We start from the raw sequence: 24,890 nt of genomic DNA on the forward strand, positions 1-24,890 counted from the left end.
AACATGAGAAGTCTCTATATAATTAGCAATCTATTATTAACCTTTATACTTTCATCGTGTATTGATAAAATAAATCTATACGATGAGACCAAAGCCAACAAAGAAGTTATCAGTGAGCCGGCCTTCTTTTATTCATTCAAAGACGAAACAAATACAGGTCGGCTTGAATTAATTATTAAAACTAAAGTGCCAACAAACATTCAAACACTAAAAGTCCAAATGCCATCACTAAAGCACAATAAAAGCTGGTTATTCATGCTTACACAAGATGACTGCAGTCACTCAGCATTTTGCTATACTTGGGCTGCAATTAATGGGAAACCATTATCAAAAGATTTTTTCTATGACGTTGCTCATCTATCAGCAAGCGACCTCCCACCAAATATCTATTACCTGAACAAGACATTGGGGAGCACCAATGGAACAGGGCAAGAAGTACGTTTCCATTTCACAACGACAATTGCTCCAGAGTGGGATTTTATGAATGTAAAAACATCTATCAAAAAAGGATACACTAAAAATTTATACCGGTTTTATAAAAAGGCCGGATTAGTCTGGGGAAATATCAAAGAATTATTAAACTATGGTAACGCCATTGCTTTCCACAACGTTAATATAAAAGATCAAACAGTAGCAAATGACATCGCAGAGCACTTGGAAAGATCACAACAACTAACAACAGACAAACTCCAAGACAGATTCTGTAAGATGATTGCAGAACCTGATGGAAATAAAGAATATATTCATGCGGCACAATCGTTGAGTGATATTGAAACATTAACTGCACAAAAAGATGCAATTAAATTATACCCTTTTAAAGTTAAAAATGATCTATTTAAAATAGTTATTGAACGTTTTTTTAGAGATAACCCCATCGACATCGAAGCGTTAATAGCAAACGAGCTAAAGCTACCGAAAGAAGAGCGAAAAGCTATTTATGTTGGTATACACAGCAGCGACACCTCATGGATTAACTTTTTAAGTTGGTTAAACGACACCTACGGGAAAGATGGAGATGATTCAGTTTGGTTTCCTTCTCAAGAAGAGTATTACGAATACAATTACTATCGCATACACAGCACTCTTCATTTAGAACAAATCGACGAAAACACGATCAAGCTCGTCATTGACCTAAAAGGAGGAGAACACTTTTATTTCCCATCTATAACGGTGAACCTTCGTGGAATCAAGCAGGAAGATATAAAAGAACTGACCTCAAATGACCTTGTTAAAGGACTTTCATCTGGCAATTTCGAAGATGGGATAATGGTAAATATTGACTGTCGAAAGTATCTAGTCGAGCATGCAGAACATTTTGTAGAAAAATTTGAGAAAGATCGATCTAACACTTCAAACAAAACAGATGCTCTTTATTTCGTCAATCAACTCAAAGAATCAACTCGAAAATTAGAATTACTCAATCGCATAAAAAAATAAAATCACCGCCTATGTCCTCTATTGAAATACTTTTTGGGATTGCTCTTTTTATAGTCTTCTATACCTATATTGGGTACGGTATCCTACTCTATCTGATGGTCAAAGTTAAAGAGCTATTCATTAAACCGAAAGAAGCCTTACTTCCTACAAGTCAAAATAATTGGCCCGATGTTACCCTATTTATTACTGCATATAACGAAGAGGATGTTGTGGATGAAAAAATGAAGAATAGCCTAGAGCTAGACTACCCACATGAGAAGCTACACATCGTATGGGTAACAGACGGGACAACAGATGGAACAAACCTACGTTTGGCAACTAAGTGGAAAGATCAAACAACAGTATACTTCCAACCGGAGCGGCAAGGAAAAACCGTCGCAATGAATCGAGGTGTTAGATTGATCGATACCCCATTAGTCGTTTTTACCGATGCAAATACCATGTTAAACAAAGCATCCATATCGGAGATTGTTAAAGCATTCCAGAACCCACATGTTGGCTGTGTCGCAGGAGAGAAAAGAATTTCATCACAAGAAAAAAGTAATGCTGCATCCGGTGGAGAAGGCTTGTATTGGAAATATGAATCTACACTCAAAGCGCTTGACTCAAGACTATACTCTGCCGTAGGAGCTGCCGGTGAGCTATTTGCCATACGTTTAGAGCTATTCGAGGAAATGGAAAAAGATACATTGCTAGACGACTTTGTGCTCTCTATGCGTATTGCAATGAGAGGTTACTCCATTGCCTATTGTCGTACAGCCTATGCCATTGAATCCGGGTCAACAGATATGCATGAGGAACAAAAACGCAAAGTACGTATTGCTGCAGGCGGAATACAATCTATTATTCGTCTAAAATCCCTTCTAAATCCATTCAAATATGGAATTCTCAGCTTTCAGTACATTTCTCATCGCGTTCTACGCTGGTCTATTACACCTTTCTTTTTATTAACATTGATCCCATTAAACATTATACTGATGCCGACCAATATTAAACTTTTCGGCACCATCCTTCTATTGCAATTGATATTCTACCTGATGGCCTTTGGCGGTTATTATTTATCAACAAAAAAGATAAAGAATAAAATACTCTTTGTCCCATACTATTTTCTATTTATGAATGCTAACGTTCTGAGAGGCATAGGCTATTTGAGAAAATCAAAAGGAAAAGGTACTTGGGAAAAATCAAAACGAAATATATGATTTATTTTCATTTTTACTATTTTTGATTATCTTTGCGATTAGTTAGGCTTGGATTCTAAACCTTTAAAACATGAACAGTTTGTTGCATGATAGCAGAAATACAGAAAAGATTCTACATAAGATAGCCGAAACTCTTCTATTGATCAATAAAGAAGGTGTTTGTGTTGATGTAATTTCTAACAGTAATTTGTGGTTTCTTCAAAAAAAGGAATTACTCAACAAAAATATTTTCGAACTTCTCCCATTAGATACAGCAAAAAGTATTCAAAAAACTTTTAATAAAGTACTCAGCAAACAGCAGAAAGCCAGTTTGTCTTATCAGATTCCTATAGAAAAAGATATTTATAGCTTCGAGTGTACGGTTCACCCCTACGACAATATGCTACTCTGCCAATATCATCATATTGAAAAGAGGCCTCATAACGAAGAAACACCTCCTTGTTCTGAACAAGCCTTTAAAGACATTCAGAAAATTGCTCAAATTGGTCAGTGGAATTATAACACCTATAAGGACGCCATAGAATATAAAGGCTATATCGGTAAGCCCTATGCCGAACGAGTCACTCAACTTTCACTTAAGAATTACATCGAACTGATTGTTGAGGACGACAAACAATGCTTTATAGATTGGTATAAACGATGCCAAATCGAATATGCTACCGATAGCATACAATATCGAATTAAATTCGATAATAAAGTATTTTATCTACTTCATCAGATCTATCTGCGCGAAAAATTAGATGATGGAAGCTTCAATATAAAATCATACGTTCAGAATATTACAGACCTTCAAGAAAAGCGTAATGATGTTGATGCTTTAACTAATATAATAAATAAAGTAAAAGAAAGCATTTTTGCAGCAAGAAGAGACGGAACGCTAGTCTTTGCCAATTCCAGTTTTCTAGAATATCACGATTTAAGTCAATTTCCCAATATTGATCAATTAAAGATATACGAGATTATCCCATCTATAGCTTCTTTGAACAAATGGGAAAGTTTTTGTGATAGAGCTGTAACAGATGAAGGGGTAAAGATGATTATTCGCAATCCACTGACGCACCGCAAAGATATTCTAGCTTTCGAAGTCGACCTATACCATATTATCGACGACCATGATGAGCCATTGTATTGGGTCTTTGCACACGATATTTCGGAGAGGCTTCGCAACGAATCGCAGATTGAGCGGCTCAACCAGATTATGAACACCATCATCGATAATTTACCAGCCGGAATTATCGTTAAAGATGCGGATAACGATTTCCAATACGTCCTTAGAAACAAAGAATCGTACCTCTATAACCATGAACTTCCGGACAAAGATTCTCGTGGTAAAAACGACTTCGATTACTACCCCATCACCATTGCGCAAAGAAAACGTAAGGAGGACCAAGATATCTTGGCTACGGGACAAAGTAAACATTTTACTATCGAGATTAGAGATCACGACGATAATATTTATGTATTTGACAAACGCAAGATTTTAGCTAAAGGTAACGGTATCATGCCCTCGCTTATCATTAGCATCGAATGGAATATCACAGAGCTCGAATTAATGAAGCGAGAGCTACAATCGGCTAAAGAAAAAGCCGAAAGTTCCGACAAACTGAAATCAGCTTTCTTAGCCAATATGAGTCATGAGATTCGCACTCCACTAAATGCGATCGTCGGATTTTCGAGATTAATTGCAGAAAGCAATAGCATGGATGAGCGTAAAGAGTTTTACGATATTGTGGAGGCAAATAATGAGCGTTTGCTGAACTTAATCAACGAGATACTCGATCTATCTAAGATAGAATCAGGAATCGTAGAGTTCACGATAGAACCTGTAGCTCTAGACAACCTCTTTAAAGAGATTTACAATGCCCATATCTTCCGTACACCGGAAAATGTAAAACTTATATACGAGCCTTCTCCGGATGACGTAATCTTAAATACGGACAAGAACCGAATCTTCCAAGTCATGTCCAACTTGATCGGTAACGCCTTTAAATTTACCGTAGAGGGCAGCATACGTTTTGGGTACTATAAGAACGACGATTTTGTGATCTTCTATGTACGAGATACAGGTCTTGGCATAGAAGCCAATAAAATAGATCGAGTTTTCGAGCGATTTGCAAAGATGAATACCTTTGCTCAAGGTACCGGTTTAGGTTTGTCGATTTGCAAAACGATTGTCGAACGACTCGGAGGTCACATATCAGTGAAATCAGAACCGGGCATAGGCAGCCAGTTTACCTTTGCACTCCCCACTGAGAAACCTAAGAGAACAAAGGTATTCTCAGTCAATAAGGCACAGAATAGCATTAACCAAGATACATATAACAACCTTACTGTAAAACCAAAAATAAATAAAAGAAAACAAACAATTCTTATTGTAGAAGATATTCAGAACAACTACGACCTCATTAATAAATTCTTAGGTACAAATTACCAATTATTACACGCACATGATGGTATAGAGGCGGTAACCATGTACGAGGAATTCAAACCGGATCTTATATTAATGGACATCAAGATGCCCAACCTAGATGGCTTGGATGCAACAAAGATTATTCGTGAATTAACCAACGAATTACCTATCATTGCCCAGAGCGCTTATGCCTACGACAATGAAAAAAAGACGGCTTTAAGTGCAGGTTGCAACGATTTTATTGCTAAACCGTTTTCACAAAATCAGCTAAACGACATTGTCGACCGGTGGTTAAGTTCACGTAACCTCTCACATTAATCGCAAAAAAACTGTTTCAATAGAGGCTAAATAATATATTTACGTATTTTTGCATAATTAAAACTTATTAAGTTCAAAGTTATATGAATATACGTTTAACTATTATATTAGCAGCATTAACTCTTCTTGCAACCTTATCATGTTACATCCCCCCAACCTTTTTAAGCATCATTGCTTTCTTAGGTTTAATAACGCCGTTACTCCTTTTTATTAATATTTTGTTTGCTATTTATTGGGCTATAAAAAAAGAGAAATGGATATTTATTCCATTGCTTATTCTTTTGCTCAACTATCACAACCTCTCTTCTGCTTATCAAGTGAGATTATTCACCAAAACTCCTACGTCTAACGTCCAGAAACTCACTTTAGCGACCTATAATATTGACGACCTAAGACATCAGCCTATAGAACAATCTTATAAAGAAATCGCACACTTTCTTAAAGCGCAACATGTAGATATCATTTGTTTTCAAGAGTTCTTGATTAATAAAGAATTCACAGCCGATAGCGTCAAACATTTAATGAAGGATTGGCCATACAGCTATATTCCCCACGACAAATTCAATCCAATACTCCAAACTGCTGTATTTAGCAAATACCCCATTGACCAAAAGACTGCAACACTAGTCACTTATCCCAATACACTAAACTGTAGTTTATGGTGCGATATTCAAGTGAACAATCAAACCATCCGTCTATTCAACAACCACCTCCAGACCACAGAAGTTAGCCAAAATAGAGGTCACTTCTCAACGGCTCTTCATGAAAAAGATCTTCTTGGCCTGCTTGATGCAACCTTTAAATTAAAAGACGATTTAGGTGAAAATTATAAAAGACGAGCCAGACAAGCTCAAACGATGAAGGAACTAATCGAAAAATCTCCTTACCCGACTTTAGTCTGTGGGGACTTCAACTCCACTCCATCATCTTACGTGTATCACACCATGAAAGGTGATCTTAACGATGGATTTAAGACTGCCGGTGTTGGCTACATGTATACTTATCGTCATTTCAAAAAACTTCTTCGCATAGATTATATTTTTCATTCCAACGAGTTTCAAGGCATAGACTATTACTCTCCAGAACTAGATTATAGCAGTCATAATCCAGTGATTATGAGATTAGGGTTATAAAAATCTCCCTCATTTTATTTTGCTTTATCGTTATTGCAAAATAAAATGAGGGAGTATTTTATAATAATAAATCTCTAATGCAATTCTTAGAACGTAATTTTAACACCCAACTGCATTTGCCATGCACTACCAGTTGACGCGCTATAATCCCACTTAGAATTTTTAAGGAATGTTTCTCTAGATGAAGCATTCATCTGATAAGTTAGAGGCTGTCCAATAGAACTTGAAGTCTTGATTAAACGTACGTTATCATAACTTTGTAAACCACAAGAACGATAAGCTCCCCATTTTGAGTTCAATAAATTACCAATATTAAGCATATCTAAACTTATTTGGATACCATATTTACGACCAGCAATATTAGCAAAGAAATCTTGGGCTACTTTCATATCAAAACGATGAATCCAAGGCTCCAAAGAAGCTGAACGCTCAACATATTTTCCTTTTCTTCCCTTTAGATAAGAATCATTATTAACATAATTCCAAAAATCGTCAGCCTGATCAGCAGCAGAATATGTCACAGCACCTGTTTTGTCCTTAATGTCTACAAATGTCATTTCATCCTTTGATGCAGGTACATAAATTAAATCAGAATAATTTCCATCTCCATTCATATCATTATAATACGTATATGAGAAACGCCCTTGTTGATATCCTGTATAAAACATAGATATTGTTGTTTTCATATTGGAATAAGCAATCTCATACGATGCATTCGCAATGAAACGATGAGGAGTCGAGAATAAAGAATAAGACATACCCGGATCATTTAACGAATTTACCGCTACATTATTTTGCCAAACAGATGATGCAGAAGAACCAGGATTAGCTGTTAAATCTTTAGCCATAGTATAGGTATATCCAAAAGATCCCGTGAATCCAAATTCAAATTTCTTAGTCAATACAGCATTGAAAGAATATTGATAACCTTTTTTATCTCCATTAGTAAGTTCAATCACTGTTTTTGTATTTGGATTAGCATAATACTTATTCTTCAACCAATATATTCGCTCAGGCTGTTCATTATAAGCACCACTAGGAGTAGCTTCATTTCTATTTACTTGCACAATATTATACACATCACGAGTATACATTGCACCTAAAGACATCATAAAGCCGTAAGGTAACTGAATATCTGCATTCAAATTACTACGCCAAACTTGAGGCATTTTAAAATTAGGATCTACATAAGAAACAGAACCTGGCACATTTTCTCCAGAAACAGATGGGAACAAATTCGGATATTGAGTTAGAGTCTCTTGGTAATTGGGATTAAATTTAAAATCCGCAGGAAGATCATTACCTCTGGTAAACTCAACTTTATTTTGTAAATATCCAGCATCAGTCGGTTGATTAGTAAACCAAACAAAAGGTAATAATCCAGTAAATATACCAGTACCTCCATTTAATACAATCGAACGATCGCCCTTAACATCCCAGTTAAACCCTAAACGAGGAGCGAACATAAGACGAGTTTTAGGCCATTTAGAAACATCAACATGAGTTCCATTGAATGATTCTTTCTCTAATACCGGATTTGCTTTCAGTTTATCGAAATAAATTGGCATATCAATGCGAGCTCCATAAGTCAACTTAAAGTTTGGAGTAAATGAAATTTCATCTTGCGCATAGAAGCCTAACATACCAAAGGTTAATTCAGCACCTGGCGCTTGTTCACCATTGTAACCATAAGTGATACCATATAATGCTGGAGATTTACCAGTCATAAAGTCATCCATAGAATCATATCTATAGTATCCATAAGGTGCTCTTAGATAAGAATTCTTAAAATATTGTCGATCAAAAGAGGCACCTAATGTAATCAAATGATTATTTTTGCTAATCATTAAATTGTTAGTCACATTAAACACATTATTTTCAACATCATTGAACGGAGTAAACAACTCTGTTCCCAATGTCATATATTGCTTCTTGTCTTTGTAAATATCAATCATAGGAAATGGGCTACCAAGCTCAACACGAGTATCACGAATATGCGTATATGTTGCTAGTAATTTATTCTGTATTGAAGTAGAAAAATTACTATTCAATTCTCCAGATATTGATGTCACAATGTTCTTGAACTTATAATTCGAATTACCAAAAGTGAAAGCATCAACTCCATATCTATTTGAATTTGTTTTAGTTATAACAGACGATGTCGAACTAATACTTTGATCGTTTTCAGACTTAACTGTGTTAAAGCGCAAAGAGAATTTGTGTTTTTTATTTATATTCCAATCTAAGCGAGCCATTAATTTCCAGTTTTTACTCTCAAAGTCATCAAATTTGTCATAACTACCTGGATCATAATTATATGTTTTCTTAACAAAATCACTAATTGTTTTTAGGTCTTGAATCCAAGTTCTAGAGATAAAATTACTGTTATCACCTGAAGCATCTTTATTAGGATTTGGGGTCCATAAAATACCAGGGCTATTGCTATTCTCCATCTCAGCATTTACAAAGAAGAATAACTTATTTTTAATAATAGGTGCTCCTAAAGTAAATCCATACATACTTGATCGATAAGTGCTTACATTAGATATATCAACTCCATTGATCGACTTTCCAATAAAATTCTTAGGTTTTTGATAAGTATAAATAGATCCTTTAACATCATTGGTTCCACTCTTTGTCACAGCATTAATAGAAGCTCCTGTAAAATTAGAATAGGTAACGCTATAAGGAGAAACATTAACACTGATTTCTTCAATGGCGTCCAAAGATATTGGTTGAGCATCTCCACCAGGCATATTTTTACTGCTCAACCCAAAGTTGTTATTTAATGCTGCACCATCTACGGTTATTGTATTATAACGTCCATCACGTCCTGCAAATGAATTACTTCCTCCAGCATATGGTGACAACTTTGTAAAATCAGTAATGCTACGACTAATTGTTGGCAAAGTAGTCAGCTGTCTTTCACTAACATTAGTAATTGTACCCATCTTTTCAACTGTTTTCTGTGCAGTTACAATCACCTCATCTAAAACTTCAGAAGATTCCTTCATTTGTATATTCAAAGAATAGTTTTCTCCAAGTCTCAAAGTTATTTCCTTATAAACAGAAGTTTGATATCCAATGTAAGAAACCTCTATTCTATAAGGCCCTCCTGTACGCATCCCTTGAAGCGAGAAGCGTCCATTAGCATTGGTTACAGAACCATAACGGGTACCAGACGGTTCATGGACCGCCATTACCGTTGCACCAATAATCGATTCATTCTGTCCATCAGTCACCTTACCACTCATACTGGCAGTCGTAACCTGAGCGCGGATCGTTGTAGCAACAATAAGAAGGATTGCTACAAGCCATAAAGATCGCATTTGTTTAAGCATAATGTAAATTAATTAATTGAATATAGATTTAACTTTTATAAAGTGAAAGCAAATATAATTAATATTATTTAGAACAATATTACATTCATATGACAAAAACAAACAAACATGTTTACAAGCATAAAATGCATAAAAGCATAAAGCTCCGTGCCTTAAACACGGAGCTTTATATTACGATAGAAGGTTAATCAAACCTCTAATAAAGCATCATTCTGTTTTAACAAACCCAAAAAGAAGAGATGTTAAATTTATCAAAATAGACTTCATCAAAATCTTTAATCTTCCATCAATTTTCTGTAACGAACGCGCTTAGGTTCTTCATTACCCATGCGCTTCATCTTATTCTCTTCATATTCCGAGTACGATCCCTCAAAGTAGAATACATTCGAATCACCTTCAAAGGCTAAGATATGCGTACAGATACGGTCAAGGAACCAACGGTCGTGCGAGATCACTACTGCACATCCCGCAAAATCATCTAAACCTTCTTCCAATGCACGCAATGTATTCACGTCAATATCATTGGTCGGCTCATCGAGCAATAGGACATTACCCTCCTCTTTCAAGGCCATAGCCAAATGTAAGCGATTACGCTCACCACCCGAAAGTACACCACAAAGTTTCTCTTGATCAGATCCGGAAAAGTTGAAACGCGATAAATAAGCACGTGCATTAATATCACGTCCACCCATACGAAGTAAATCATTACCGCCAGAGATCACTTGATAAACACTCTTATTCGCATCGATATCCTTATGTTGTTGATCGACATAAGCCACCTTTACGGTTTCACCGACTTCAAACTCACCCTTATCAACCGTTTCCAATCCCATGATCAAACGGAAAAGAGTTGTTTTACCGGCACCATTCGGACCAATCACTCCAACGATACCATTAGGAGGTAACACAAAGTTCAGATCATCAAACAGCAACTTATCGCCGTAAGCCTTAGCCACATGCTTCGCTTCAATCACCTTATTACCCAAGCGAGGACCATTCGGAATAAAGATCTCTAATTTCTCTTCCTTCTCCTTCACATCCTCATTCAGTAACTTATCATACGAGTTCAAACGCGCCTTACCTTTAGCCTGACGAGCCTTAGGAGCCATACGTACCCAATCCAACTCACGTTCCAGAGTCTTACGACGTTTACTTGCCGTTTTCTCTTCCATCTCCATACGTTTAGTCTTTTGTTCCAGCCATGACGTATAATTCCCCTTCCAAGGAATACCCTCACCACGGTCAAGTTCAAGAATCCATCCGGCTACGTGATCCAAGAAGTAACGGTCGTGCGTTACAGCAATCACCGTACCCTCGTATTGCTGCAAGTGCTGCTCCAACCAATCGATCGATTCCGCATCAAGGTGGTTGGTCGGCTCATCGAGCAACAATATGTCCGGTTTTTGAAGCAACAGACGGCAAAGAGCCACACGACGGCGTTCACCACCAGATAGATGCTCTACAATCTGATCTTCAGGCGGACAACGCAAGGCATCCATAGCACGGTCTAGTTTGCTATCCAAGTTCCAAGCATCCGTTGCATCAATAATATCCTGCAACTCAGCTTGACGGGCAAACAAGCCATCCATCTTATCTTGATCCTCATAATATTCGGGCAAGCCAAACTTCTGATTAATTTCTTCATATTCAGTCAAGGCATCCACGATAGGCTGTACTCCTTCCATGACCACCTCTTTTACTGTTTTTGAATTATCCAGATGCGGTTCCTGAGCTAAATAACCCACGGAATATCCGGGCGAGAAGACCACTTCACCCTGATAAGATTTTTCCAATCCCGCAATGATTTTAAGCAATGTCGATTTACCGGAACCATTCAGACCGATAATACCGATTTTTGCGCCATAGAAAAACGAAAGATAAATATCTTTCAACACATTTTTATTCGGTTGGAAAGCTTTGCTCACTCCCACCATTGAGAAAATTATTTTTTTATCGTCAGCCATATATATAATAGATAATGTATATTGTTGATAATGGTACAAAGATAAGAAAAAACTTAGAAAAGATTTGGAGTATTAAAAAATAGTTGTACCTTTGCACCCGCAATCAGGAAATAACCGATTAGCACTAAGGATTGATTCGCTAGCTCAGCAGGTAGAGCACAACACTTTTAATGTTGGGGTCCTGGGTTCGAGCCCCAGGCGGATCACTAAAGAGAAGAGGCTTAGAGATTTATCTCCGAGCCTCTTTTTGTTGGTACGACATTAAGCCGTGACCTGCGTATAACCTTACAACGGATCATACCGGTTCAATTGGTAATGTTCAGAAAAGTGTGTATGTTTTATTTCTTAGGCATAAATATTTCTCAAAAATATAATTATTCTGTTTTGATAAAAAGCTTTGATTCAAGAAAGTTGTAAATTGGATATTTAAATACATCTTTATTCATAGCCACATTGCCAAGCAATAATATCACAGAATCATAGTTTGGCATCGCACCACGCATTTTCAGCACTCTTTTAAAATCCTTATTGAGTCGTTCAATCCAATTGGTTGTATATATCATACCTCTTATTTCTCTCTCATATTTGAAATAAGTGAAATAGAATTTGTACCTTTCATGTTTATACCTTTTAAGCATGGGGTAACTCTTCACCCATTTATCTATAAAATCTAGAAATTGTTTATGTGAGCTTTCAGGGGTGGCCAAATCTTGATCCGGCCTAAATAATATCTGCATTTCAGCCGCAATTATTTTTTTATCTCGAGGTTTAATTTTCCCCAATATATTCCTCTTTAAATGCACCGTGCACAATTGGATATCTGCACCAGGAAATGCATGTGCGATAGAATTTTCAATACTAGATAAGCCATCGCATACAAATAAATTAATCTCACTAACTCCTCTTTCTTTTATATCATACTCGACGATCACGATAGCCATTACTCACATCATCAGTCTGAGAATTATAAATCTTACGCTCTGATTTCATTAATGATTCCATCCCTAAACGGATTAATTCCTGAAATCCTTCTTTACCATTTGTAAGTGAAGAAATAATTTCAGACATTTGTTCTTGTGTAAATTCCATTTCTCTTTCATTTTAGGTTACAATACAAATCTAAGAAATATTGGGATTTACACACTTTTTAAAACGCTATCCTACCTTACAGACGAAACCTATCTTATTGAAATTATGGAAATAATAAGTAGATTGTTCCTATCTAAAAGAGTGGTAAAACGCATTGGTACATAACAACTTATAGAAATCGGACAAGACCTAAAATCTCTTATTAATACCGACTAAATATTAGATCCTAACGACAAGATATTGAATAATCAGGGTTTAGCTTTCCTGCTGAAAGTATCTTTTCGAACCCTGCAACGCTATCGGGTAAGTGGTAAACTTTCTTACTTTATGATAAGTCATAAAACCTATTATCGTGCTGCTGATATTCGGGTATTTATTCAAGAAAATGCCGACTGTAAGACATACGAACGGTTCAAAAAGGAAAACCAACTCGATAAGCAAACTGAGGCAAACCAAGGTGGGTAATATTACCGCCTGATGAAGAACTATCGCTCCCCATTTAGCAGAAACTGCCTCACCTATTGGTTTAGCCCGTTTCGCTAAATCGAGCAAGAGGGAACTGGACAAGTCCTGTTCTTCCCTCTTGCCCTGCGGGGCAAAGCCTTCGGCTTTAGCATGTTACAAGAACACGCTGTAATGACACCTGTAATAAGTACTTTCTTTCAAATGCTTATTATCAGGAATTTATCTATCTATATTTCTATAAAAAAGTAATTACCATGCCAAATAACAGTCGAAAAACGATATTCACTACCATTTCCATAGACAAGGAAACGGCGGCTTTAATAGAGAAGATATGCAAACTCTATTCACTGAAAAAGAGTGAAGTTGTAAAGTTGGCGTTTGGATATATTGATAAGGCACATATCAATCCTTCCGAAGCACCTGAATCCGTAAAATCGGAACTGGCGAAAATAAATAAGAGACAGGATGATATTATCCGTTTCATCCGCCACTATGAGGAAGAACAACTGAATCCCATGATACGAACAACAAATTCTATTGCTTTGCGTTTCGATGCTATCGGTAAAACTTTGGAAACTCTCATACTCTCTCAACTGGAATCCAATCGGGAGAAGCAAACAGCCGTACTACAAAAAGTAAGTGAGCAGTTTGGCAAGCACGCTGATGTAATCAACCAACAGGGAAAACAACTTAATGCACTATTCCAAATACATCAACGGGACTATAAGAAGCTGTTCCAACTGATACAATTCTATTCGGAATTGTCCGCCTGCGGTGTGATGGATAGCAAACGGAAAGAGAGCCTAAAACAGAAATCATCAATCTGATAAATACATAGGATTATGCACATAGATTTTGCCCCACCATCGAACGGAACATATAATAATGCCGGGAGTTGCCGACAACTCGCTAATTATATGGAACATGAAGATTTAGAAAGAATGGAGAAAGGTATTTATACCGAAGGCTTTTTCAATCTGACAGAGGATAACATCTATAAATCAAAGGTCGTAAAAGATATAGATACTAATATCGGGCAACTCCTGAATACAGATGCTAAGTTTTACGCTATCCATGTCAGCCCATCGGAAAACGAACTCCGAGCAATGGGTAATACAGAGCAAGAGCAAGCCGAAGCCATGAAACGCTATATTCGTGAAGTATTTATCCCTGAATATGCCAAGAACTTCAATAAAGAGCTATCCGCCTCGGATATAAAGTTTTACGGTAAGATTCATTTTAAACGTAGCCGTTCAGATAACGAACTGAATATGCACTGCCATCTGATTGTCAGCCGGAAAGACCAATTCAACAAAAAGAAACTATCACCGCTTACCAACCACAAAAGCACCAAGAACGGAGTAATCAAAGGTGGCTTTGAGCGAGTAAACCTATTCCGGCGAGTAGAACAAGGATTTGATAAACTGTTCAATTACAATCGAGAACTAACGGAATCATTCGATTATTGCAACACAATGATGAACGACACTTTATCCAATCATTTTAGCTTACAAGAGAAAGAATATCAATCACATGAAAGAAAAACAGAAATCAATCAGAATGACAATCAAAAAAACTTGTTTTCTATCAATCCTGAAAACAGAGAAGAAGGTCATCAGGCTTGTAACAGCGATATCAATATTACTATCAAAGGAGAAAGTAAGGCTTCTGTTAATCGATCTTTCAATCAGGAAAACGATCAAACACCTGATTCACTAATTGCATTTGGTGGAGATTCTTCACAAACACCAATTTCCCAGGATCCGACACCCAAACTAAAACGAAAACGAAAGAAAAGACATAGACTATGAGTTTTTATCAATCTAAAAGTATATCAGTTGTACATATTTTCTCGAAATGTTGAATTAATTCTCCAATTCAGCAAATGCTTTAGTTCCTGTAAATAGAATTGATAATACTTATTCTCTTAACACACACGTCTTTCTGAAAAAAAAGTTATCTTTGTAGTTGTGCTGAATAAATGATATCCAATCAGGTGGAGTTGTAAAATAGAGAATATATCTGATTATGATAAAAACAATATATTCACTTAATAGAAAATAAGGATCAACCGCCAATTTGATATTATTATCGCTATTATTAATATCTAGTTGTGTAACTAAAAAATAAACCTTCAAAATTTACACTATGGATGAATTGAGTAATTTTGAAAAGAAACATTCTGCTGCTGGTGGTGATGCTGCCTTTAGCTATCAATTTTATTCATTCGTATACCAATTGCTCAAATTAAAAAAAGGAGAAGTAGTGGGGTACGAAACGAAAGATGATGTACACATTGAATCTTCTACTGGTCACATAAAGTTAATACAAGTAAAGCATACTATTCTAAAAAGAGCAGATGGAAATCCTATTAATCTTACAAGTCTAGATTCTGATCTTTGGAAAACTCTTTCTAATTGGATTGACTGGGTTAAAGCATCAAAAAAAACAGTACAAGAATTGGACTCTATTTCATATGTTCTATTTACTAATAAAAATATAGGAACAAGATCGATAATTAACACTCTAGATGATTTAAAAGAAAATAAAATATCAATTAATGACGTCATAAATGAGTTAGAGAAACTTTCAGGCCAAACCAATGATGAAGATATACAAAAACACATAAATAACATCAAGTCATTTAATAAAAGTAAATTGACTAGAATACTAAAGAGTATAGTCTATGAAACTGGTAATGATAATATAATATCTAAGATAAAGAAGGAATTGGAATTGATTTGCAGATTTAATCCATCATCTTTAGAAAAAGTATATAAATTACTTATTTCTTCGATTTTTGAAGATAAATTTTCAGCTTTAAAAGGCAATATAAATTTCTCCTTATCACATGACGATTTTAATCAAAAATATAGAAATTGTTTTGAAGAAGCGTACGATAGAGAAAATCTACCAATCAGAGATATTCCTATAGAAACATCATTGGACTTCGAACTCTTAAAAAAAGAGATTTATATTCGACAACTTAACGATATTTATGCAATTAATAGTGATATGGATATTATAAAAGCACACCATTGCAAACTTGCATGGGACAATCATATGCTAGATTGGAATCGATTATTATTACCTGAAGACTATAAAATAATGAAAGCAAATGCTATTCGGCATTGGGATAATTCCTTTCAGGAAGTATATCATTCACTCCATGTAAAATTAAGGAAAGCCCCATTTTATGAGCTTCAAGAAGAAGAGATTATTCCTCTAGCTTTCGGCTGTTTATCGAAAGTTAGGAATAAAGACATATTTTACAGGAAACAAAATTTAGATACTATATTGAGTAATGGTTTCTTCTATACTCTAGCAAATAAACCACCTGTAATTGGATGGCATTTCTTTTGGGAAAAACTTTATAAATAATAAATATGAATAGTTTTTTTTACATATATAATAATGAAGCCATTGTTTCTCTTGTGATTGCTCAAATATTAAAACAGACGAGAGTAATTGAAATATCGCGTATAACGGTTGTTGTTTCCGTACTTTTAAATGATCAACTAATAGATGTGTTAAATGAAGAAAAAAGTGTATCTCTTAAATGCTTTTTCAAACAAACAGCTAAATATCAATTGGAGTGTAATCGCTATTATTATGGGTTACTACCAGTAGTGATTAATAGCCTAAAAATAATTGTTGATTCTAATATTGGATCGTATAAAGACGGAATAGTTTACTCAAATGAAAAGAATTTCATTATTAATAGTGATATTTCTAAATTAAGTGATAGATTGAATAAAATCAACCATATCATACCATTATTTTTATCTTTAATAGATAAGTATTCTACGGAAAAATTATATGAACTATTAAGAATTAGATTATGAATTTTTACATAAAAGAAATCAAACTGTGGTTCAATGGAAATTTTGAACCTAAAAGTTATTTTTTAGAACCTAATAAGATAAACGTTATAACAGGGACGGCAACTAAAGGGAAAACAAGTTTTCTATCCATTATAGATTATTGTTTATTAGCTCCTTATTCCAAGCTGGTTGAAACGATTATAAATGAGAATGTATCATGGTATGGAATATGCTTTTTCAAGGATGATAAATACTATTCTATAGCAAGAAAAGCTCCTAAAAATGGAGTTATATCTCCTGAATTATATTTTGTTCAAGGAAATGCTCTCACCAATAATATGCCTATAGCTAATATAGAATTAGGAGATTTACTCAACACATTAAATAAAAAATGGGGAATTACAGAAGATATTCTAAATTTGAGCAAACAAAGAATCAAAGATAAGAGACAAATTAGTTTCAGGAGCTTTCTTCCATATTGTATAATTACAGAAAATATCATAACTATTGAAGAGCAATTTTATGATACGTCCTATTTCCAAGATACAATTTCAATAAAAGATTCATTCCCTTTTGCTTTGGGGCTAAATTCAATGTATATCCAAGCGACTAAAAGAGGGCTTTTTTTGAAAGCTGAAATAAAGCGAATGTTGAGACAAAAAAATAACATTATAGCCAAGCAAAAAGAATATAGAAATAAACTTGAAAAGATATACATAAATGCACTCCAAAATGGACTATTAGAATCTCCTGAAACGGAAGTTTCCACATTAACTAATGACTACATTTTCGATATTTTAGGCACGATATCAAAACGCTTTAGTATGCTTGCTGACAATTCAAAGATAATTCGAGAGCGAGAAGCACTTGAAAAAGAGCGTTGGAGAGTTAAAAAAGAAATTGATGATTGCACTAAGTGTATAGAAGAATACAATACATACATACAAAACCTTAAACAATCAACCGATTCTTTAGAACCTATTGAATATTTATATGAAAACAAAGAAGAATTAATTCAATCCATTGAAACGATACGCTTCATAGACGCTCTTCAGGAATCTTTAAAGAAGATAAAAGCAGCAATTAACATACCTCAAAAGCCAAGCAATGATGTTTACAACAGAATTAATGTTTTACAAAAAAAGATTAAAGAAATAGAGACTGAAATAAAAAGTAGATCTCAGGTCAAAAACGAGTATGCAAAATTCTCAGACATATTTAAACTTGCAGGAAAAATAGAATCAGATTTGGAATATGCAAAAAAAGAATTGCCTGAACCATTTTCATCAGAAGGTATCTTACAACAATATACATCAGAATTAGAACGTACATCACAAATACCTAGTATTGAAATTCTACTCAACAACTTGAAATTAGAATTAGAAAAGGATATACAGTATATATACGATCAATTTAAAACAATGGGGGAATACAATAATTATATTGTAGATTTTGATATTGAAAGATATGTGCTAAAAATAAAAGAACCTCAAACTATTTTTCCAAAAGAAACCATAGGCAGTCAATCTAATTATATGTTTCTACATATTGCCTACTTTCTAGGATTACAAAAATTTAGTTTAATGAGAAACGATAGCCTTATTCCTGCATTCCTATTTATTGATCAACCCAGTAAACCTTACTTGTTTACAGATAATACATCAAAAGATGATTCTGATAGGCAAAAACTTTATGAGATATATTATATAATGAATAATTTTGTTAAATGGGCAACTGAAGATAGAAAAGAGAAATTTCAAATATTTATGATAGAACATACTGATCCCACTTTTTGGGAAGGAAATGATGAACTAGATTGTTTTCATACCGTTGCCACTTTCTTTAATAATGATGGATTAATACCAAATTATGTAATTGAACAATAAAAATATGATTTCTTCTAATATTTCAATCTCTAGTTTAATAATACATCGAGTGGGAAATTTTCTACTTGGTGAAGGCATAAAATTCTCTGAATGTTTGATTGCATATAAAAATATAGAGCAAGATCTAGTAAGACTAATTACAAACTCATTTTCTGACAACGAAATATACCGTTTTACTATTGAAGACTCATTACCTTCTAATTTAGCCAAAGACACTATCAGTAATATTTTTAATTTTCCAGATTCATTTTATCAGAGCTCTATTGATTTAGCGAGACTTCTATATGAAAGATCAACTCACCCATCAATTAAGAAAGGTGATTTTTACATAGTTCTGCTGGATAAATTTAGCTGGAATAATAAAATAGTTAAAGCTGTTGCATTACTAAAAACAGAAGAAAAATCAACGTTCTTAACAGTAAAAGATACTACTAGCTCATTCGATATCACTTCCAACAAGGGAATTTCTTTAAAAAAAGTAGATAAAGGATGCCTTATTTTAGATGTAAATGATAGTGATGGATATACGGTTTTAGTATCCAATAATACTAAAAATAATGATGCGCATTATTGGACTAATAGTTTTCTCCATGTTGAACGTATTGAAGATACATATTTTCAGACAGAAGAATTTTCTAAAATATATAAGGAATTTGTTTTACATACAGCAGAAAGCAACACATCATTAACGAATGCAGAATGTGCTGAATTATTGCATAAAGCTGAAAAATACATGGCATCTAATAGCGAGTTATCAATTAATGATTTTAAAGCCAATTTGTTAAAAGACAAGCAACTTGAACAGAATTTTGATAATTTCAAAAAAACATATGAAGATAATACAGGAGTCAAAATTATGAATAATTTTGAAATTCCTTCTAATTCATTAAAAAAAGTGCGCAAATCAATGACTAAAACGATTATACTAGATGATAGTGTAAAGATTGTTATTGATAAAAAATTCCCCCTAATAGAACAAGGTTTTGATGAAATTAAAAATAAACATTTTTATAAAATATATTTTGATGATGAAAAAATAAAATAGTGTTATTATATACAACGTAAAATCAATACATTATTTGCTATTTATGAGAGTCGGAACTAATTAATATATTATTCTATTGGGCAATAATGAAAAAGATACTATCTTTGTCCTCAGTATTCTCCATGAGCAAACTACCGCAAAAGCACGCAGCAAATTAGTGGGATAAATCATGGGATATGCTTGAAGCTAAAAATATCAAACTTTAAATATCAGCGTGGTAACTCCTTTAGGAGAATCCCAGGCGGATCACTGAAAAAGAACAGACAACCAAAAGCTGCCTCTTCTTTTTTTTTATTATCCTTATCCATAAAAAAATCATTATAATAAATCAAAAATAGAAACAGATGAACGAAATTCCAAACTGTCCGAATTGCCAGGGTGAAAACACTTATTTTGACGGATCTCTTTACGTATGCCCCGACTGTTCTCACGAGTTTAACGCCGAAAAGACAACGACAGAAGAAGCAACTCCCGATGTCCCACGCGACAGCAACGGAGCTGAATTAGCCGACGGCGATTCCGTAACTGTAATTAAAGACTTAAAGGTAAAAGGTTCTTCCATGGTTATAAAAAGAGGAACTAAAGTTAAGAGCATACGTTTAACCGAAAACCCGGAAGAAGTCGATTGCAAAATCGATGGAAGTGGCATCGTGCTTAAAACATGCTTCCTAAAGAAATAAAAGCTGAAGACATTACTTCAGATTACCCCAAAAGGCCAAACAACTCTCAACAGATTCAATTCGAATTTATTGAAAGATGTTTGGCCTTTTGAATATAAGAAAGTTTAGTGCAAAACTCACCCCTCACTTAATCAAATAATCTCACGCCTCCCCTCTCAATCTGGGATTTTACTAAGATCATAAAAGACAACCTCAATAACATTTGGATAAAACTTTTTTATTATCAAGGTTAGCTTATTTAAACTAGGTTCTTTTCTATTCAAGATTAAAATCGCTCTAAAGTCCTTGCTCTAATTTCGATCGACCAAAGACACACCTTAAGAAAAATGTAGAACAAAAAAAATAGAAATCACATAATAATATTTGATAAAATTAGATCTATATTTGTAAACAACAAAACCTAAACCAACCACATGAGAAAAGCCTATTGGATCGCATTCTTACTCCTTTACTTAAAAGGACTTCCCTTAAATGCACAGCTCCCGGATCAGCGAAGAGAAAGCATCCGAGATGGATTACCCACTCACCATAGCGTTTTATTCGGAGGAGGACTAATGTTGCCTTGTGTAGAAGCAAACCGTAACGATTTCTTCAACATAAACGGCAATCGCGCAGGCTATAATCTAGCAGCCGAAGGGCGATATTATCTAGCTCCCTTCTTCGGACTTGGATTGCAGTACGATTATCTTAATGCGACTCGCCTACCCGATAAGATGCATGTCCATTTTGTACGGCCAACCTGCATCATACGCTTTTTAATGGATGAAGGCAATCGAAGTCTATACTTATCGGCCGGCATCGGTTATATGAACTACCAAGAGCGACTTTACGAACGAAGAGATCAAATCGGAGAAGTCTTCAGAAAAGACTATTGCGGTATTTCATTTGGTTTAGGCTACGAGTTCCGTATCACACAAGGATTCTCAGGAGTATTCAAAATCGACGTACTAACGGCCGACTGGGTGGCTAATCCGGATGCACGGCTTTTCAATCCCGATGATTACGATGATGGAGTAAATCATAGCTGGTTTAAAAACAACATCACGTTTTTCAATCTAGGATTTGCCTTGCAGATCGGACGATAACAGAATTTATCTAAGATGAAATTTAACCTAACTTAATGAAGTATGAATATACACCCAGAAATGGAATTAATAAAAGAGTCTTTGCTCTATGCCGATAGCGCTAGTTATGATTATATCGATCAGTATGAATATACCCTTATTGACCCACAGAATCAAATAAATGTGGTTCAAGTGGGTGAGTTATTTATTGAGAAAGGGCCCAAATGGATCGATTATTTATTTCGTTTAAGAGATAGAATAGCCTCGCTTTTTAATCTTAAAACAGTTAATACCTCTGACGATCAGAATGAAATAGAGCTTTGGAAGATCGGTTCAAGAGCTGGTATATTTAAAGTTTTCGACAAGGCTCAGAACGAACTGGTGTTAGGAGAAAATGATCGGCATTTAGACTTTAGGGTTTCACTACTGACTCAACAAGAGGAGCAACATAAGACAATAAAGGTAACCACTGTGGTGAAGTTCCACAATCGCTTGGGGAGATGCTATTTCTTTTTCATCAAGCCCTTTCACAAAGCAATCATACCGTTGACACTCAAACCAAGATTCAAGAAGCTGGAGATGAAACTCAAAACCTCAAAAGACTAGTTTCGTCTTTTCCGTTCTTTCTGCGCACAAGCGGGACAAAGACCTTTAAGCACATAATTGGCACTTTCCAATGTAAAGCCATCGGGAAGTGTCACGGTAGGAATGGGTGTATTGATCAGGCAAAAGGTTTTCTGACAAGCTTCACAATAGAAATGGGCATGTAAGTCGTCAACCTCACATAGGCAATCATCGCTACACACCGCATATTTCAGCGAGCCGGAACCGTCATCGATGCTATGAATCAATCGATGAGAGGCAAATAGATTGATCGTGCGAAATAAGGTTGACTTATCGACTGTGTCTAATAGATTTTCCAGATCAAGCAACGACACGGCGCGGTCGACTTTTAACATACTCTTCAGAACGAGTATCCTGATCGCAGTGGACCTTATTCCTCTGCGATTTAAACGTTCCACATTTGCTTTTTTATCCATAGTATCTCGTTAACTTCATTCGCTTTTGTATGCTCATGGCATTCAATATCGCAATTAAGGCTACCCCAACATCAGCAAAAACCGCTTCCCAAAGAGTGGCTACTCCACCCGCTCCAAGAAGCAAGACGAAAAGCTTAACCCCAAAGGCTAAAGCAATATTTTGCTTGATCACCCGATGAGTCTGTCGCCCCACTCTAATGGCCGTGGCTACCTTCGACGGCTGATCAGTTTGTATCACCACATCAGCGGTTTCAATCGCAGCATCACTTCCTAATCCGCCCATGGCAATACCAATATGACTTAAAGCCAACACCGGTGCATCATTGATACCATCACCGATAAAAGCAATGTGGTTCGCCGGATTTTGACGCAGAGTTTCGATATGCGCCACTTTTCCATCGGGTAACAAATCGCCGTACGCCTTACTAATATTAAGGTATTTGGCAAATTTAGTAACAATTTTTTGTTTATCACCCGATAAAACCTGAATATTTTTAACCGAAAGCTCACGAAGATCAGAAATTGCTCTCTTTGCATCTTCTTTTAAGCTATCTGAGAGAGAAAGAGAGCCAACGTAAACAGAATCGAAAGCACAAACCACGACAGTATCGATTATAGACATTAATTCTTTAGGGTAAGAAATACCATGGTTAGAAAGTAGACGAGCATTGCCCACTAAGATGGATTTGCCTTCAAAAGTAGCAGTCAATCCATGTCCGGCAACTTCGGTAATATCACTCACAGGGAGCTGTTCTATCTCTCGGTGAGCAGCATAACGAGTAATGGCTTTAGCAATGGGATGCGTACTATTGCGCTCCACCGATGCAATCAAAGCAACCAGTCGTTCCTCAGAAAGAACAGAGGTCGGACGACAATCGTTAACTTCAAAGTCACCTTTAGTGAGTGTGCCCGTTTTATCGAACACTACCGTGTTCACTTTGGCGATAGCATCGAGATAGTTGCCTCCTTTAAAAAGAATACCCAATCGTGAAGCAGCTCCAATCCCTCCAAAATAACCTAGAGGAATACTCACAACCAACGCACAGGGACAAGAGATGACTAGAAAAATCAACGCCCGATAAAGCCAATCGTTGAAGAGATAAGTAAACGAAGGGGTCACTAATGCATAGATCCATGGCAATAAGACGATCAACAGTGCCAGACCGATCATCACAGGGGTATAGATACGGGCAAACTTACGAATGAGAAGTTCAGCCGGTGCCTTCCGCTCGGCAGCACGCTCAACAAGTTCGAGAATACGGGAAAGTGCACTTTTATCGAACGGCTTGACCACTCTAATCCGGATCACTCTATCAGTCACAATCATACCGGCAAGCACCTCTTCTCCCTGACGAATCGTTCTTGGTAGACTCTCACCCGTCAGCGCTGATGTATTGAAGACCGCACGCTCATTGAGCAACTCACCATCCAACGGGACGCGTTCACCTGTTTTGATCTCAATCGTTTCGCCCACTTCAACAGTTTTAGGATGTATCGACAAGAGCTGTTCGTTTCTAACCACCATAGTCCGTTCGGGACGAACATCAAGCAAAGCACTAATATGACGTTTAGCTTTATCTACCGCTTTATCCTGGAACAGTTCTCCAACAGCATAGAAAAGCATTACGGCGACTCCTTCAGGATACTCACCGATATAAAAGGCTCCCAAGGTCGCTACCGACATAAGTGTAAACTCACTGAAGTAATCCTTACGCAAGATCGCTTGCCAAGCAGATCTCATCACTGGTAGGCCAACGGGAAGATAGGCCAATGAGTACCAAACAAGTTTCAGACTATCCTCACGAAAGAAGGAAAAATCCATTGCATTAAGAATCACTCCCCCAATAAGCAATGTCAATGAAAGGAATATCCGCCAATAATCGCCCAACACGCTAGAAGGAGCAGAAGAGGCTGAAGTTTGTATAGTGCAAGCTGTGCCGCACCGGCAAGTCTTAGTTGTTCCCATATCTATCTTTTTGACACAAAGATAGC

The 24,890-nt window shown here is 35.8% G+C and carries 17 protein-coding genes, 1 tRNA gene and 4 pseudogenes; 16 read left to right on the forward strand and 6 right to left on the reverse strand.

Annotation, left to right across the window (positions count from 1 at the left end; translation table 11 throughout):
* Positions 1-3: 3 nt before the first annotated feature.
* The 4 genes from AC4PG5_RS04910 to AC4PG5_RS04925 all read left to right on the forward strand — a co-directional run bounded on the left by AC4PG5_RS04910 (position 4) and on the right by AC4PG5_RS04925 (position 6,500).
* Positions 4-1,437, forward strand: a complete 1,434-nt coding sequence (locus AC4PG5_RS04910; RefSeq protein ID WP_492030319.1) for a hypothetical protein — start codon at positions 4-6, stop codon at positions 1,435-1,437.
* A gap of 11 nt (positions 1,438-1,448) precedes the next feature.
* A complete protein-coding gene (locus tag AC4PG5_RS04915; RefSeq protein ID WP_492030320.1) occupies positions 1,449-2,639 on the forward strand; it encodes a glycosyltransferase family 2 protein in 1,191 nt (396 codons plus the stop codon).
* Positions 2,640-2,709: 70 nt separating this feature from the next.
* Positions 2,710-5,367, forward strand: a complete 2,658-nt coding sequence (locus AC4PG5_RS04920) for an ATP-binding response regulator (RefSeq protein WP_492030321.1) — start codon at positions 2,710-2,712, stop codon at positions 5,365-5,367.
* A gap of 83 nt (positions 5,368-5,450) precedes the next feature.
* A complete protein-coding gene (locus AC4PG5_RS04925) occupies positions 5,451-6,500 on the forward strand; it encodes an endonuclease/exonuclease/phosphatase family protein (RefSeq protein WP_492030322.1) in 1,050 nt (349 codons plus the stop codon).
* A gap of 86 nt (positions 6,501-6,586) precedes the next feature.
* On the opposite strand, the gene AC4PG5_RS04930 is transcribed toward AC4PG5_RS04925, so the two are convergent.
* Together AC4PG5_RS04930 and ettA are read right to left on the reverse strand one after the other, a co-directional pair.
* Positions 6,587-9,841 (reverse strand): TonB-dependent receptor, encoded by a 3,255-nt coding sequence (locus AC4PG5_RS04930; protein WP_492030323.1) that lies wholly within the window; start codon positions 9,839-9,841, stop codon positions 6,587-6,589.
* Positions 9,842-10,116: 275 nt separating this feature from the next.
* A complete protein-coding gene (gene ettA / locus AC4PG5_RS04935; RefSeq protein ID WP_492030324.1) occupies positions 10,117-11,805 on the reverse strand; it encodes an energy-dependent translational throttle protein EttA in 1,689 nt (562 codons plus the stop codon).
* Between the two features lie 133 nt (positions 11,806-11,938).
* On the opposite strand from ettA, the gene AC4PG5_RS04940 reads away from it, so the two are divergent.
* Positions 11,939-12,011 (forward strand) — tRNA-Lys (locus AC4PG5_RS04940).
* A 168-nt stretch (positions 12,012-12,179) separates the two neighbouring features.
* On the opposite strand, the pseudogene AC4PG5_RS04945 reads toward AC4PG5_RS04940, so the two are convergent.
* Together AC4PG5_RS04945 and AC4PG5_RS04950 are read right to left on the reverse strand one after the other, a co-directional pair.
* A pseudogene (locus tag AC4PG5_RS04945) lies at positions 12,180-12,719 on the reverse strand (transposase); the annotation flags it as partial.
* A 1-nt stretch (position 12,720) separates the two neighbouring features.
* Complete coding sequence (locus AC4PG5_RS04950) at positions 12,721-12,894, reverse strand: hypothetical protein (protein ID WP_492030325.1); 174 nt, start codon at positions 12,892-12,894, stop codon at positions 12,721-12,723.
* 72 nt (positions 12,895-12,966) lie between these two features.
* On the opposite strand from AC4PG5_RS04950, the pseudogene AC4PG5_RS04955 reads away from it, so the two are divergent.
* From AC4PG5_RS04955 to AC4PG5_RS05005, 11 genes and pseudogenes are all read left to right on the forward strand, one after another.
* Positions 12,967-13,056, forward strand: a pseudogene (locus AC4PG5_RS04955) (RteC domain-containing protein); the annotation flags it as partial.
* 9 nt (positions 13,057-13,065) lie between these two features.
* Positions 13,066-13,359: pseudogene (locus tag AC4PG5_RS04960) on the forward strand (helix-turn-helix domain-containing protein).
* Between the two features lie 254 nt (positions 13,360-13,613).
* A pseudogene (locus tag AC4PG5_RS04965) lies at positions 13,614-14,197 on the forward strand (BfmA/BtgA family mobilization protein).
* A gap of 4 nt (positions 14,198-14,201) precedes the next feature.
* Positions 14,202-15,170 carry a DUF5712 family protein gene (locus tag AC4PG5_RS04970; protein WP_492030326.1) on the forward strand — a complete coding sequence of 323 codons (969 nt, stop codon included), beginning with the start codon at positions 14,202-14,204 and terminating at the stop codon, positions 15,168-15,170.
* Between the two features lie 337 nt (positions 15,171-15,507).
* On the forward strand, positions 15,508-16,740 hold the full coding sequence (locus AC4PG5_RS04975) for a hypothetical protein (protein WP_492030327.1): 1,233 nt from the start codon (positions 15,508-15,510) through the stop codon (positions 16,738-16,740).
* A gap of 5 nt (positions 16,741-16,745) precedes the next feature.
* Positions 16,746-17,204 (forward strand): hypothetical protein, encoded by a 459-nt coding sequence (locus AC4PG5_RS04980; RefSeq protein WP_233484828.1) that lies wholly within the window; start codon positions 16,746-16,748, stop codon positions 17,202-17,204.
* Positions 17,201-19,069 carry a DUF3732 domain-containing protein gene (locus tag AC4PG5_RS04985; RefSeq protein WP_492030328.1) on the forward strand — a complete coding sequence of 623 codons (1,869 nt, stop codon included), beginning with the start codon at positions 17,201-17,203 and terminating at the stop codon, positions 19,067-19,069. The genes AC4PG5_RS04980 and AC4PG5_RS04985 overlap by 4 nt, the downstream gene beginning before the upstream one ends.
* A gap of 4 nt (positions 19,070-19,073) precedes the next feature.
* Entirely contained in the window at positions 19,074-20,114 is a 1,041-nt protein-coding gene (locus tag AC4PG5_RS04990) for a nucleoid-associated protein (RefSeq protein ID WP_492030329.1), read from the forward strand.
* Between the two features lie 344 nt (positions 20,115-20,458).
* Positions 20,459-20,794, forward strand: a complete 336-nt coding sequence (locus AC4PG5_RS04995; protein ID WP_492030330.1) for a zinc ribbon domain-containing protein YjdM — start codon at positions 20,459-20,461, stop codon at positions 20,792-20,794.
* Positions 20,795-21,207: 413 nt separating this feature from the next.
* On the forward strand, positions 21,208-21,879 hold the full coding sequence (locus AC4PG5_RS05000) for a hypothetical protein (RefSeq protein WP_492030331.1): 672 nt from the start codon (positions 21,208-21,210) through the stop codon (positions 21,877-21,879).
* 42 nt (positions 21,880-21,921) lie between these two features.
* Positions 21,922-22,464 carry a DUF2867 domain-containing protein gene (locus AC4PG5_RS05005; RefSeq protein WP_492030332.1) on the forward strand — a complete coding sequence of 181 codons (543 nt, stop codon included), beginning with the start codon at positions 21,922-21,924 and terminating at the stop codon, positions 22,462-22,464.
* Here AC4PG5_RS05005 and AC4PG5_RS05010 read toward each other — a convergent pair.
* A complete protein-coding gene (locus AC4PG5_RS05010) occupies positions 22,461-22,898 on the reverse strand; it encodes a Fur family transcriptional regulator (protein WP_492030333.1) in 438 nt (145 codons plus the stop codon). The two genes, AC4PG5_RS05005 and AC4PG5_RS05010, sit on opposite strands and share 4 nt — an antisense overlap.
* Entirely contained in the window at positions 22,891-24,864 is a 1,974-nt protein-coding gene (locus AC4PG5_RS05015; protein ID WP_492030334.1) for a heavy metal translocating P-type ATPase, read from the reverse strand. Before AC4PG5_RS05015 ends, AC4PG5_RS05010 begins: the two co-directional genes overlap by 8 nt.
* Positions 24,865-24,890 lie beyond the last annotated feature (26 nt).

The organism is Bacteroides sp. QWL-09 (genome assembly GCF_058683585.1).

Coding starts and splice junctions, on each gene's coding strand:
- AC4PG5_RS04995 (WP_492030330.1), top strand. CDS start 20,459: ATGAACGAAATTCCAAACTGTCCGAATTGCCAGGGTGAAAACACTTAT.
- AC4PG5_RS04990 (WP_492030329.1), top strand. CDS start 19,074: ATGATTTCTTCTAATATTTCAATCTCTAGTTTAATAATACATCGAGTG.
- AC4PG5_RS04930 (WP_492030323.1), bottom strand. CDS start 9,841: ATGCTTAAACAAATGCGATCTTTATGGCTTGTAGCAATCCTTCTTATT.
- AC4PG5_RS04970 (WP_492030326.1), top strand. CDS start 14,202: ATGCACATAGATTTTGCCCCACCATCGAACGGAACATATAATAATGCC.
- AC4PG5_RS05000 (WP_492030331.1), top strand. CDS start 21,208: ATGAGAAAAGCCTATTGGATCGCATTCTTACTCCTTTACTTAAAAGGA.
- AC4PG5_RS04950 (WP_492030325.1), bottom strand. CDS start 12,894: ATGGAATTTACACAAGAACAAATGTCTGAAATTATTTCTTCACTTACA.
- AC4PG5_RS05010 (WP_492030333.1), bottom strand. CDS start 22,898: ATGGATAAAAAAGCAAATGTGGAACGTTTAAATCGCAGAGGAATAAGG.
- AC4PG5_RS04980 (WP_233484828.1), top strand. CDS start 16,746: ATGAATAGTTTTTTTTACATATATAATAATGAAGCCATTGTTTCTCTT.
- AC4PG5_RS04915 (WP_492030320.1), top strand. CDS start 1,449: ATGTCCTCTATTGAAATACTTTTTGGGATTGCTCTTTTTATAGTCTTC.
- AC4PG5_RS04925 (WP_492030322.1), top strand. CDS start 5,451: ATGAATATACGTTTAACTATTATATTAGCAGCATTAACTCTTCTTGCA.
- AC4PG5_RS05015 (WP_492030334.1), bottom strand. CDS start 24,864: ATGGGAACAACTAAGACTTGCCGGTGCGGCACAGCTTGCACTATACAA.
- AC4PG5_RS04975 (WP_492030327.1), top strand. CDS start 15,508: ATGGATGAATTGAGTAATTTTGAAAAGAAACATTCTGCTGCTGGTGGT.
- AC4PG5_RS04910 (WP_492030319.1), top strand. CDS start 4: ATGAGAAGTCTCTATATAATTAGCAATCTATTATTAACCTTTATACTT.
- AC4PG5_RS05005 (WP_492030332.1), top strand. CDS start 21,922: ATGAATATACACCCAGAAATGGAATTAATAAAAGAGTCTTTGCTCTAT.
- AC4PG5_RS04985 (WP_492030328.1), top strand. CDS start 17,201: ATGAATTTTTACATAAAAGAAATCAAACTGTGGTTCAATGGAAATTTT.
- AC4PG5_RS04920 (WP_492030321.1), top strand. CDS start 2,710: ATGAACAGTTTGTTGCATGATAGCAGAAATACAGAAAAGATTCTACAT.
- ettA (WP_492030324.1), bottom strand. CDS start 11,805: ATGGCTGACGATAAAAAAATAATTTTCTCAATGGTGGGAGTGAGCAAA.